General features: G+C 73.9%; 7 protein-coding genes and 1 pseudogene. 2 read left to right on the top strand and 6 right to left on the bottom strand.

The annotated features are described in order from the left end of the window. The first annotated feature begins 30 nt into the window (after window positions 1–30). Window positions 31–600: a TetR/AcrR family transcriptional regulator gene (locus DQ392_RS26730; RefSeq protein ID WP_114018266.1), complete on the top strand. Its 570-nt coding sequence runs from the start codon at window positions 31–33 to the stop codon at window positions 598–600. 317 nt (window positions 601–917) lie between these two features. Here the strand turns inward: DQ392_RS26730 and holA are convergent, their stop codons facing one another. Then, window positions 918–1,904: a DNA polymerase III subunit delta gene (holA, locus tag DQ392_RS26725; protein ID WP_181856595.1), complete on the bottom strand. Its 987-nt coding sequence runs from the start codon at window positions 1,902–1,904 to the stop codon at window positions 918–920. Between the two features lie 154 nt (window positions 1,905–2,058). Here holA and DQ392_RS35460 point away from each other — a divergent pair, with 154 nt between their 5' ends. Then, window positions 2,059–2,304 (top strand): hypothetical protein, encoded by a 246-nt coding sequence (locus DQ392_RS35460; RefSeq protein WP_245982085.1) that lies wholly within the window; start codon window positions 2,059–2,061, stop codon window positions 2,302–2,304. A gap of 208 nt (window positions 2,305–2,512) precedes the next feature. Here the strand turns inward: DQ392_RS35460 and DQ392_RS26720 are convergent. The 5 genes and pseudogenes from DQ392_RS26720 to leuS all read right to left on the bottom strand — a co-directional run. Further along, a pseudogene (locus DQ392_RS26720) lies at window positions 2,513–5,032 on the bottom strand (ComEC/Rec2 family competence protein); the annotation flags it as partial. A 218-nt stretch (window positions 5,033–5,250) separates the two neighbouring features. Next, entirely contained in the window at window positions 5,251–6,051 is an 801-nt protein-coding gene (locus DQ392_RS26715) for a ComEA family DNA-binding protein (protein WP_342774977.1), read from the bottom strand. 1,270 nt (window positions 6,052–7,321) lie between these two features. Continuing rightward, the gene (locus tag DQ392_RS26705) at window positions 7,322–8,167 is read right to left on the bottom strand and encodes a DegV family protein (protein WP_114018263.1); all 846 of its coding nucleotides are present in this window, start codon (window positions 8,165–8,167) and stop codon (window positions 7,322–7,324) included. A gap of 35 nt (window positions 8,168–8,202) precedes the next feature. Continuing rightward, entirely contained in the window at window positions 8,203–8,988 is a 786-nt protein-coding gene (locus DQ392_RS26700; RefSeq protein ID WP_245982012.1) for a hypothetical protein, read from the bottom strand. 214 nt (window positions 8,989–9,202) lie between these two features. Beyond that, entirely contained in the window at window positions 9,203–12,076 is a 2,874-nt protein-coding gene (gene leuS / locus DQ392_RS26695) for a leucine--tRNA ligase (protein ID WP_114018262.1), read from the bottom strand. Window positions 12,077–12,158 lie beyond the last annotated feature (82 nt).

Here is a 12,158-nt window from a genome sequence, read left to right as displayed (position 1 = left end):
TGATGGGACCAAGTCCCGTAGACTGCTCTCATGGCTCGCTGGCAACCCGACGCACCAGGACGACTCGCCGCCGCCGCCCTCGACCTCTTCGAGGAGAACGGCTACGAGAACACGACCGTGATCGAGATCGCGGAGCGTGCGGGGCTCACCAAAAGCACGTTCTTCCGGTACTTCCCGGACAAGCGCGAAGTGCTCTTCGGCAGGGGCACGGTGACCGGTCTACTCCTCGAAGGGATCGCCTCGGCGCCACCGGCGGCCGGGCCGCTCGACACGGTGGGCAACGCCCTCGACGCGCTCGGCCGGACGTTCTTCACCGCCGACCGCCGCGAGTTCAGCAGCCGACGACAGGCCGTTTTGAGCGCCAATGCGGAACTGCGTGAACGCGAAGCCCTGAAAAGGATCGACCTCACCGCCTCGATGATCGAGGCCCTCACCCGCCGCGGCACCCCGGACCTGACCGCGCGCGTAGCCGCCCAACTGGGCGCGCTCGCCTGGGAGATCGCCTTCGACCAGTGGATCGACGCCGACAACAGCGAGGACTTCGGCCCGCTCGCACGGCAAGCACTCATCGAAGTACGCACGGCCGGAACCCTGCGCTGAGGCGCGTATCGCGTCGCGATCGTTGTGTGGTCTCACCTGCGCGCCCGAGTCTGATCCGGTAGACCGCTGCGCGGGCACGAGTACGACCGGGTGCAATGCCGCCCCGCGCGGCGGCACTCGCGCCGTCCGGCAGCCCAAGTACTGCTACTCGCAAGTAAGGGGTTACCCCCCTGGGCCACGGCCGACGAGGGCTGCGCCTGGTGGGGCCCGGGTCAGCGGGAGCCGACGGGGCTCGGAGGTCAGCGGGAGGGACCGGGCTCGGAGGCCGACTGGAGCCGACGAGGCTCGGGGGCAGAGGGAGCGGGCGGGGCGCCGGCTCAGCGGGAGCGGGCGGCACCCGCGATGGTGACGACCGCCTTCTCCAGCGCGTACTCCGGATCACTGCCGGCGCCCTTGACCGCCGCGTCCGCCTCCGCGACGGCCCGCAGCGCGGCGGCCACGCCGTCCGGCGTCCATCCACGCATCTGCTGGCGCACGCGGTCGATCTTCCACGGCGGCATACCCAGCTCACGCGCCAGGTCGCCGGGGCGCGCCCCACGCGGGGCGGCGGCCAGCTTGCCGATGGCCCGGACCCCCTGCGCCAGCGCGCTGGTGATCAGCACGGGCGCGACACCGGTGGACACCGCCCAGCGCAGCGTCTCCAGCGCTTCGGCCGCCCTGCCCTCGACCGCCCGGTCGGCGACGGTGAAGCTGGAGGCCTCCGCCCGGCCCGTGTAGTAGCGGCCGACCACGGCCTCGTCGATCGTCCCCTCGATGTCGGCGGTGAGCTGCGTGCAGGCGGAAGCCAGCTCCCGCAGGTCGCTGCCGATGGCGTCGACCAGCGCCTGGCACGCCTCGGGCGTCGCCGAACGCCCCAGCGTCCGGAACTCACCGCGTACGAAGGCCAGCCGGTCGGCCGGCTTGGTCATCTTCGGGCACTCGACCTCGCGCGCCCCCGCCTTGCGTGCGGCGTCCAGCAGCCCTTTGCCCTTCGCGCCGCCCGGGTGCACGAGGACGAGAGTGATCTCCTCCACCGGCGCGGACAGGTACGCCTTCACGTCCTTGACCGTCTCCGCCGCCAGGTCCTGCGCCGCGCGCACGACCACGACCTTCCGCTCGGCGAACAGCGACGGGCTGGTCAGCTCGGCGAGCGTGCCCGGCTGGAGCTCTCCCGGCGCGAGGTCGCGGACGTCGGTGTCGGCGTCGGCGGCCCGCGCCGCGTCGATCACGGCCCGCACGGCCCGGTCGATGAGCAGCTCCTCCTGGCCCACCGCGAGGGTCACGGGGGCCAGCGGATCGTCGGAGGTCTTCTTACGCGCAGCCATCCCGACCAGGATCCCACACCGCACCGACAGCCGAGCACCTCCCAGCCCCGCCGCCCCGCCTCTCGGCGCCCCGTCACGGTGTCCGGCCACCAGGAGCCACCGAACCCCCAGCCGACCCGGCAGGGCCTTCCGCTGGGAGAATGCCCCGGTGACGGTGAGCGACGTACGGCATGTACTGGTACTGCCCGACAGGGACGCGGCCGAGGAGGTGGCCGTCCAGGTCGAACTGCGGCTCGGTCTCTGTGAGGAGCCCGAACTGGTCCGCGACGCCCTCGCCGGGGAGGACGACGCCGAGGACGCACAGTGGCTGGTCGTCCTCGAAGATCCGCACGGCGCCTTCGACACCGCCCTCCTGGCCTCGCTCGCGGAGGAACACGAGGGCTGGCTGGAGAACGACTGAGCCGCCCGGCACGCTCGCGGTACCCCGCTGCCACTCCGCGGCCCGACACCGCCGCGACCGCCTGGTCCGGCGCCGCCCCGCGGTCCAGCACCGCCCCGCGGACCAGCACCGCCCCGCGGTCCGGTGCCGGTGCGCAGCCCGACGCCGCTGCACGGTCCGGGCCGCCTCCGGCCGCGACCGGGCCGCCCCCGACCGGGTCGCCCCGCTGGGTGACCACGGCAGGGGTGCCGTCGGGGCGCCGCACCAGTGCCAGCGCCCCGTTGCGGTCCGTCCGCGCGACCAGCGCCCCCGCGGCGGCCAGCGCATCCAGCGTCTCGGGGGCCGGATGCCCGTAGGGGTTGTCCCGCCCCGCCGAGACGAGGGCCACCCGCGGTCGCAGCCGCCGCATCAGTTCGGGGTCCTGGAAGCGCGAACCGTGGTGCGCCACCTTCAGCACGTCCGCCCGCGGCAGATCAGGGCGGAGCGCCAGCAAGCCCCGCTGCGCTTCGGGCTCCAGATCGCCGGCCAGGAACAGGCTGAGACCGGCCGTGCGCACGAGCAGCGTGACACTCGCGTCGTTGGCGCCCTCCCCGCTCTCTCCGTCCGCCTCACCGCTCCTCCCGTCGTTGAGGCCGCTTCCGCCCGGCACACCGTCTCCCGCGGCCTGCTGGGGCCAGACCACCTCCCACCGCAGGTCTCCGACACGGCGCCGCTCGCCCGCGCGGGCGGTGAGCACCGGCACCCCGGCCCGCCGTGCCGCCTCGCGCACGAACTCCGCCTGGCCAGGGGGCCGCTCCAGCCCGGTCGTCTCGACGGCTCCGACCTTTCTGCCCCGCAACACCCCGGTCACGCCCGCCACATGGTCGGCGTGGAAGTGCGTCAGTACGACCAGCGGCACCGACGTCACACCGAGCCGGGTCAGACACCGGTCGACCGCTGCGGGATCGGGGCCCGCGTCCACCACCACGGCTCCGCCCGCCCCACCCCGCCCCGCGTCCACGGCCAGCACCAGCGCGTCGCCCTGGCCCACGTCGCACGCGACCATCCGCCACCCCGTCGGCGGCCACCCCGTGAACGGCCGGACCAGCGGCACCGGCCGCACCACCGCCAGCAGCAGCGCCAGCACACACGCGGCACACCACCACGGCCGGTACGGCAGCCGCAGCCGGGCCGCCACCAGGAACAGCACGGCCAGCAGCGTCGCGAGCCCCAGCGCCCCCGGCCAGGACCCCGGCCAGCCGATCTCCGCGCCGGGCAGCCCCGCACCCGTCCGTGCGATGCCCGCGATGGCCTCCACCGGCCAGCTCGCCAGCCACGCCAGCCCCTTCGCCACCGGCATCGCGAGCGGCGCGGCCACCAGCGCGGCGAAACCGAGCACGGTGGCCGGCGCGACCGCGAACTCCGCCAGCAGGTTGCACGGCACCGCCACCAGGCTCACGTGCGCCGCCAGCACCGCGACCACCGGCGCGCACCCGGCCTGCGCCGCGGCCGCGGCGGCCAGGGCTTCCGCCGGCCTGCCCGGCCACCCGCGCCTGCGCAGGGCCGCGGACCAGCAGGGCGCCACCGTCAGCAGGGACGCGGTGGCCAGCACGGAGAGCAGGAAACCGAAGTCCCGCGCCAGCCAGGGGTCGTAGAAGACCAGCACCAGCACCGCCGCTGCGAGGGCGGGCAACAGCGAACGCCGCCGTCCCGTGCCGATCGCCCAGACCGTGATCAGCCCGCAGGCCGCCGCCCGCAACACACTCGGCTCCGGTCTGCACACCACGACGAAGCCGAGCGTCAGCAAGGCCGCGACCACCGCCGTCGTCCGCAGCGGAAGCCCGAGCCGTGGAGCGAGCCCCCGCCGCTCCGCCCGGTGGGCGAGACCCGGCGGACCGATGAGCAGGACCAGCAGGATCGACAGGTTCGCCCCGCTCACAGCGAGCAGATGTGTCATGTCCGTGGCGCGGAAGGCATCTTCCAGCTCCCGGCTCAGCCCGGAGGTGTCGCCGACCACCAGCCCCGGCAACAGCCCCCGCGCGTCCTCGTCCAGACCGGTGACGGCGCTCCGCAACCCGGCGCGGAGCCGGCCCGCGGCCCGCTGCACGGCTGTCGGTCGTCCGATGACCTCGGGGGGACCGGAGTCGGCCCGCAGCACCGCCGCGACGTCCCTGCCTCCTCTCCTGTCGGAGTCGGGCCGCACGAGGTCGCCGCGGATCCGGAGGCGAGTGGAGGGCAGCAGTCGCAGCCAGGCGGTACGGGACGGCGGAGCGTTCACCTCCGGGCCGCTGTCATGACCGCTGTCCTTGCCCCTCCCCTCCCCCGCCGCTCCGCCTCCCTCCCCGTCCAGCCTGACCAGCAGCAGTACCGGTGTGCGCAGTCGGGTCCTGGAGCCGTCCCCGGCCACGAGGGCGTCCGCCTGGGCCTGGACCACCACGACTCCGGGCGACTGCTGTGATCCCCGCACCCGGGGCCGGGTCACCCGGGGGTCTTTTGTGACGGTGAGCTCGACGGTCACCTCCGCCTGTCTTTCGGCCAGTTCGGGCAACGGTCCCCTGCGCAGGTCGGCCGCGTGCAGCGCGGCACTGCCCCCGGCCGCTGCCGCGCACAGGAGGCTGACCGCCGCGCCGAGAAGCACGGTCCGCCTCCGCGCCCCGTGGCCGACCTGGGCTGCGGTCCCGGGCGCCGCGTTGCCCGCAGCGCCGGACGGGGTGGCGGCCCGGCCCGGGGGAGCAGTCCTCACGCTCCTGCCCCGTAGCGCGAAGGCCACCAGCGCGAGTCCGGCCAGGCCGCTCAGCGCGACACCGACCGCCGCCCGCGTTCCGGAGACGCCCAGTGCTCCGGCAGCCGCCGCCCAGGCCGCCAGTGCGGGCCCGACCAGCCGTAAGTCCCGTGGCTCCTGCGGTGTTCCCCCCGCTTCCGCTTCGCCCGGACGGCCGTCGGGAGGAGCCAGGCCCCCGGCCGCCCGCCGTCGGCGGCGGCTCGTGCTCACGGTGTGACCTTGGGCTCGATGTCCGCGAACCGCTTCTCGCCGATGCCGTTCACTTCCTTGAGCTGGTCGACCGTTGTGAAGCCACCGTGCTCCGTGCGGTAGTCGACGATGTGCTGGGCGAGCACGGGCCCGACCCCCGGAAGGTTTTCCAACTGCTCGGGGGTCGCCGCACTCAGGCTGACCGGCGCCGCGGGTCCGCCGCTCGCCGCGCCGGTGGACGCGCCGCCGCCCGCGGTGGCGCCGGGGGGCGCGGCGGCCCCGCCCTTGCCGGGCTTCCCCACCACGATCTGCTCCCCGTCCACCAGCAGCCGCGCCCGGTTCAGCCCACTGGTGTCGGCTCCCTTGCGGAGCCCGCCCGCCGCCTCCAGCGCGTCGGTCACCCGCGACCCCGCCGGCAAGCGGTGGACTCCGGGATCGCGCACCTTTCCGGAGACGTCCACCACGAGCCGCTTGCCCGGCGACGCGCTGGTGGAGGCCGCCGCCACGCCACCGGACCCCGGCACCGGAGAGGCGCCGCCCGGTGGGCGCGCTGTGGGACCTCCTTCCGGGGCGCCTTCCGCGCTCGGGACGGCGACGCCCTGGGGCCGGCCCGTCCAGAAGTGGTGCACCGCGAACCCCACCGCGACCAGCAGCACCAACACGAGCGCCACCAGGGTCTTCGGCTCGATTCCGCAGCGCAGCCGCAGCCACGCCGGCAGTCGCTCCTCCAAGGCGAGCCCCCAGCGTTCCCGCCAGGGCAGCCTCGCCCGCGCCGCCCCGCGTTCTCCGTCCTGCTCGGTGAAGAACCCGCCCCCCACCCGCCCCGGCTCAAAGCCGTCGCCCGGCCCGGGACCCTCGTCCTCCCCGTGCTCCTCTTCGTGCCGCCGTGCGGCAGGCGGGAGAGGTTCGGCTCCCCCTGCGTACCGCCTGCTCCTCGGAGGCACCTGCCCCTCGCGACGGTGCGGCTCGGGGCCCGGCGGCCGGGCCGCGCCGCCGCTCCACTCGTCCCCCGGCCACTCACCCCTCCGGTCCGGCCCGGGGTGGAGTCGCTCGCGGCTCCGGTGGACGGCCTCACGGGCCGCCGCGATGGCCTCCGCGCGGGGCATGGCCCACGTCTCGTGCTCGGGCGCGGGCCGCTCGACGAGAGGACGGGTCCTGGCGCGGGGCTCGGGCAGCGCCTCCCCCTCGCCGAGCGGCTCGGCGAGAGGCTCGGCGAGAGGCTCGGCGAGAGGCTCGGCGAGAGGCTCGGCGAGAGGCTCGGCGAGAGGCTCGGCGAATGGTTCAACAAGAGGCGGCGCCCCCTCGTGGAAGGCGGCCGTCGTGCCCGGAAGCGGGGCCGTCGCGCTGCCCGGAGGCGGAGCCGTCTCATCCGGAAGCGGAGCCGTCTCATCCGGGAGCGGAGCCGTCTCACCATGGGGCGGGGCCTCGGTGAGCAGTGACCTGGCGCGGGTCGCTGTCCCTCCCGGATCGGGCGCCGTGCGCCGCGAGCGACGTACGAGGCGGTGTCCGTCCCGCCGGCCCGGACCCGTGCCGGGGTTGCCCCGCGGCCCCCGGGGTGGTCGGCGCCGGGCCGGACGACGGCTGCGCACGCCGGCCCCGCTCACGGCGGGCCGACCGTCCGCGACGGCTACGCCGTCCTTCTCACCTCGCGGGCCCTCCCACCCGCCCTGGTCACCACCTGGACTCCCCGCCACCCCGCCCTGGTCACCGGCCGGGCTCGCCACTGTCCCTCCGCGGTCTCCCGGCGGACCTGCCGTCCCCGCGTCGTCGTCACCCTCGACCCGGCGCGGCGCCGGGCTTCGTCCACTCGGTGCTCCCTGTGCTGTCGCACGCGCCGAGACCGCGTCCGCGACCCACGCCGGCGGCCGCCCCCGCACCCCGCGCTCCGCTTCGGGCTCTCCCACTCCTTCGCTCATGCCCAGGACGGTAGGCAGCCCCGCCGCCACATGATGATCTTGCTCGATTCCCGTGGACAACCCGCGGGTTGTGGATAACTCGCTCACCCGCCCGGGGGACAGGGGGGAAAGGCGAGGGCAGCTTCACGCCAAGGAGGCAGCATTCAGAAACGGGCCTCCGGCTCGCGGAGCCTCACCTGACGGACAGCACGGCCCCCAGCAGCCCCGGCCCCGTGTGGGCGCCGATGACCGCGCCCACCTCGCTGACGTGCAGTTCCCGCAGGCCGGGCACCCGCTCGCGAAAGCGCTCCGCGAGCTTGGCCGCGCGTTCGGCCGCGGCCAGGTGGTGGACGGCGATGTCCACCCGGGCGTCCCCCGCGCGGTCCACGATGATCTCTTCGAGGCGGGCGACGGCCTTCGACGCGGTACGCACCTTCTCCAGCATTCCGATGCGCCCGTCCTCCACCTCCAGCAGCGGCTTGACGGCGAGTGCCGAGCCCAGCAGGGCCTGTGCCGCGCCGATCCGGCCGCCTCTGCGCAGGTAGTCGAGCGTGTCGACACAGAAGACCGCGCAGGTGGCCTCCGCACACTTGCGGGCGGCGGCCACCGCGTCGTCCAGCGTGCCGCCCGCCTCGGCGGTCTCGGCGGCCGCCAGGGCGCAGAAACCCAGAGCCATCGCCACGACGCCGGTGTCCACGACCCGCACCGGGACGGTCGCTTCCTTGGCTGCCAGCACGGCGGCGTCGTACGTGCCGGAGAACTCGGAGGACAGGTGCAGCGAAACGACGCCCTCGGCCCCGGCCCGCGCGGCGGCGCGGTAGGCGCGGGCGAAGGTGTCGGGGCTGGGCCGGGACGTGGTCACGGGGCGCCGTTCGCGCAGCGCGGCCTCCAGCGCGCGGGCCGAGATCTCCGTGCCCTCTTCGAGCGCCTCGTCACCGAGCACGACGGTGAGCGGCACGGCCGCGATCGCATGCCGTCGCAGGGCCCGGGGCGGCAGGTAGGCGGTGGAGTCCGTGATGATCGCGAGGCGGCCGTGCATGGAACGGAGCGTATCGGGCGGGCGAGGGGGCGGGCTCAGGAGGCGCTGCGCGGGGGTCGTTTCCCGAACGTGTGCGGCGCGCGCCCACGGTCGGCCGTCGGGTCGGTCCACGACGGGTCGAGGCCCTGCCCTGAGGGGCCGAGCTCGGGCTGTCCCTCGGTTCCTCCGGTGCCCCGCCGGGGCGTGGACGGGGGCGTCTCGCGCTTCCTTCCGCCGGTGGGCCGCTGCGCGGCTGAGTCTGCGGGCGAAGCGGTGGTGCTGATGTCACCGGCCGGCCCCGGGGTCCAGTGGCGCAGGGCGCCGGACTCGATGTCGATCTGGTTCCGCAGCGCGTCAAGCCCCTCGGCGTCGAACTGGCGTGCCCGGTCCTGGGCCGCGAAGCGCAGTGAGTCGGCGGACTCCTTGATGCGGCGCATCCGCTCGCGCGCGTCCTGGAGCCTCCCGCTGAACCGCGTCCTGTCCGGTTCGTGCTCCATCAGGAGCCGCAGCTCGCCGTCGAGCTGGCGGGCGTGCTCGTGCAGGCGGTCCAGCAGGTGGACCGCGTCGCTGAGCCCGGGGTCGTCACGGGCGCCGGACTCCAGCGCGGCGCGCGTTCCGTCGATGGAGTTGCGCAACTCCAGGCGGATGCGGGCGGCTTCGCCGATCGGCCCCGGCTGCGCGGAGCGGGCCTTGAGCGTCGTCTCCTCGACCGTGCGGCGCACCTGCACGCCCGTGCGCTCCACGCCCCTCTTGACGGCTCGTACGCCCCGCACGGTCACGACCGTGCCCAGGGCGAGGACGGCCAGCATGAGCACCAGCCCGATGACGACTGCCACGTCCACAGGTCGCTCCTCCGTCGTCGGTCCGTCCCGCCGTCTTTGTTCAGCGTAAACGGACGGGGACTGCCGCGGGTTCCGAAGAACCCGGAGCAGTCCCCGTGAAGTCCCGTAGGGGTCCGACCGGACACTCAGATCCGGACACCCACTTCCGGACACGGAGGTCCGGACTCAGGCCGAAACTCTCCGGCGGCCGGAACGCTCAGGCCGACCGGAACGCTCAGGCCGGGACGATGTTGACCAGCTTCGGCGCACGGACGATCACCTTGCGCACCCCGGCGCCGCCCAGCGCCCTGACGACCACGGGCTCGGCCAGGGCCGCCGCCTCCAGGTCCGCCTCGGAGACGGAGGGCGAGACCTCCAGGCGGGCCTTGACCTTGCCCTTGATCTGGACGACGCAGGTCACCGTCTCGTCCACCAGGTACGCGGGGTCGGCGACGGGGAAGTCCTGGTAGACGACGCTCTCCTCGTGGCCCAGCCTGCGCCACAGCTCCTCCGCGACGTGGGGAGCCAGCGGGGCGATCAGCCGCACCATCGTCTCCGCGACGGAACGCGGAACCTCGCCCAGCTTGGTGACGTGGTTGTTCAGCTCCGTGATCTTCGCGATGGCGGTGTTGAAGCGCAGTCCGGCCATGTCCTGGGTGACGCTGTCGATCGCCTTGTGCACGGCGCGCAGGGTCGCCTCGTCCGGCTCCGTGTCGACGACGGTGGTCTCACCGGTCGTCTCGTCCACCGCGTTGCGCCACAGGCGTTGCAGCAGCCGGAACTGGCCGACGACGGCACGGGTGTCCCAGGGCCGTGAGACGTCCAGCGGCCCCATGGCCATCTCGTACAGCCGCAGCGTGTCGGCGCCGTACTCCGCGCAGATCTCGTCCGGGGTGACCGCGTTCTTCAGGGACTTGCCCATCTTGCCGAGCAGGCGGCTGACCTTCTCGCCCTGGTAGTAGTACGCGCCGTCGCGCTCCTCCACCTCGGCGGCCGGGACGGCGATCCCGCGCGCGTCCCGGTAGACGTACGCCTGGATCATGCCCTGGTTGTACAGCTTGTGGAACGGCTCGGCGGAGGAGATGTGCCCCAGGTCGTGCAGCACCTTGGACCAGAAGCGCGCGTACAGCAGGTGCAGCACCGCGTGCTCGGCGCCGCCCACGTACAGGTCCACACCGCCGGTCGGCTGCCCCTCGCGCGGGCCCATCCAGTAGCGCTCGACGTCGGGGTCGACCAGCTTGTCGTCGTTGTGCGGGTCCAAGTAGCGCAGCTCGTACCAGCACGAGCCCGCCCAGTTGGGCATGGTGTTGGTCTCGCGGCGGAAGCGCCGCGGGCCCTTGCCGTCGCCCAGGTCCAGCGTGACGTGGACCCACTCCTCGTTCCGCGACAGCGGCGTCTCGGGAGAGGTGTCGGCGTCGTCGGGGTCGAAGGTGCGCGGGGAGTAGTCCTCGACCTCGGGCAGCTGGAGCGGCAGCATCGACTCGGGCAGCGGGTGGGCGATGCCGTCCTCGTCGTAGACGATGGGGAACGGCTCGCCCCAGTAGCGCTGCCGGCTGAACAGCCAGTCACGCAGCCGGTAGTTGACCGTGCCCTCGCCCAGCCCGTGCTCCTCCAGCCAGCGCCGCGTCCGCTCCTTGGCCTCGGCCACACCCAGGCCGTCCAGGCTGATGCCGTCGCCGGCGGAGTTGACGAGGGCCGCGTCGTACGAGCTGAAGGCGTCCGCCCACGCCGACGGGTCCAGGCCGCGGCCGTCGTTCGGCTCCACGACGCAGCGCATCGGCAGTTCGAAGGCGCGCGCGAACTCGAAGTCGCGCTGGTCGTGCGCGGGCACCGCCATGATCGCGCCGGTGCCGTAGCCCATCAGCACGTAGTCGGCGATGAAGACCGGCACCCGCTCCTGGCTGACCGGGTTGGTGGCGTAGACGCCGGTGAAGACGCCGGTCTTGTCCTTGGCCTCCGCCTGGCGCTCCACGTCCGACTTGGCCTCCGCCTGCGCGCGGTAGGCGGCGACGGCCTCGGCGGGTGTCGCGTAGCCGCCGGTCCACACCTCGTGCGTGCCCTCGGGCCACACGTCCGGGACCACGGAGGCGACCAGCGGGTGTTCGGGTGCCAGCACCATGTAGGTGGCGCCGAAGAGGGTGTCCTGGCGGGTGGTGAAGACGTCGATCGTCGTGTCCTGCAGGGGGAAGGCGATACGGGCGCCCTCGCTGCGGCCGATCCAGTTGCGCTGTTGCAGCTTGATGGCCTCGGGCCAGTCCAGGTCGTCCAGGTCGTCCAGCAGCCGGTCCGCGTAGGCGGTGATCCGCATGTTCCACTGGCGCAGCTTCGCCTTGAAGACGGGGAAGTTCCCCCGCTCGGAGCGCCCGTCCGCTGTCACCTCCTCGTTGGCCAGCACGGTGCCCAGGCCCGGGCTCCAGTTGACCGGCGCGTCAGAGGCGTAGGCCAGCCGGTACTCGCCCAGCAGGTCGGCCCGTCCGCGCTCGCTCAGCTCGCTCCACGCGCCCCAGCCCTCGGGGGTCGGGCGGGCGCCGGAGGCGAACTGCTCGACCAGTTCCTCGATGGGGCGCGCCGTGCGGGCCTCGGCGTCGTACCAGGAGTTGAAGATCTGCAGGAAGATCCACTGGGTCCAGCGGTAGTACTCGGGGTCGATCGTCGCGAACGACCTGCGCTGGTCGTGTCCCAGGCCCAGGCGGCGCAGCTGCGCCTTCATCTGGACCATGTTGGCTTCGGTGGAGGTCCGCGGGTGGGTGCCCGTCTGCACCGCGTACTGCTCGGCGGGCAGCCCGAAGGCGTCGAAGCCCAGGGTGTGCAGCACGTTGTGCCCGGTCATGCGGTGGTAGCGGGCGTAGACGTCGGTGGCGATGTAGCCCAGCGGGTGCCCGACGTGCAGGCCCGCCCCCGAGGGGTACGGGAACATGTCCATGATGAACTTCTTGGGCCTGGCCGCCTTCGCGGGCTCCCCTCCCAGCGGGCCCTCGCCGGGGTTGGGCGCCTCGTAGGTGCCCTCCTTCTCCCAGAAGTCCTGCCAGCGTGCCTCGATGTCGGCGGCCAGCGCCGCCGTGTAGCGATACGGGGCCGCGGTCTCGGCGGCGGTGGTGGTCTCGCTCATCGTCCTCAAAGCTCCATCGGTCGTCTCTGCCCAGCGCTCCTGAAACGAAAAAACCCCTCGCACAGGAGGGGGAGCCGCGCCG

Source organism: Streptomyces reniochalinae (assembly GCF_003323735.1).
In the GTDB taxonomy this organism is placed as follows: domain Bacteria; phylum Actinomycetota; class Actinomycetes; order Streptomycetales; family Streptomycetaceae; genus Streptomyces; species Streptomyces reniochalinae.
The sequence above is the reverse complement of the archived record's forward strand: the minus strand, read 5'-3'. Positions and strand labels throughout refer to the sequence as shown.

What these genes read in the sequence shown, in the direction of transcription:
- DQ392_RS26730 (WP_114018266.1), top strand. Translation starts at nt 31, where the DNA reads ATGGCTCGCTGGCAACCCGACGCACCAGGACGACTCGCCGCCGCCGCC.
- holA (WP_181856595.1), bottom strand. Translation starts at nt 1,904, where the DNA reads ATGGCTGCGCGTAAGAAGACCTCCGACGATCCGCTGGCCCCCGTGACC.
- DQ392_RS26705 (WP_114018263.1), bottom strand. Translation starts at nt 8,167, where the DNA reads ATGCACGGCCGCCTCGCGATCATCACGGACTCCACCGCCTACCTGCCG.
- leuS (WP_114018262.1), bottom strand. Translation starts at nt 12,076, where the DNA reads ATGAGCGAGACCACCACCGCCGCCGAGACCGCGGCCCCGTATCGCTAC.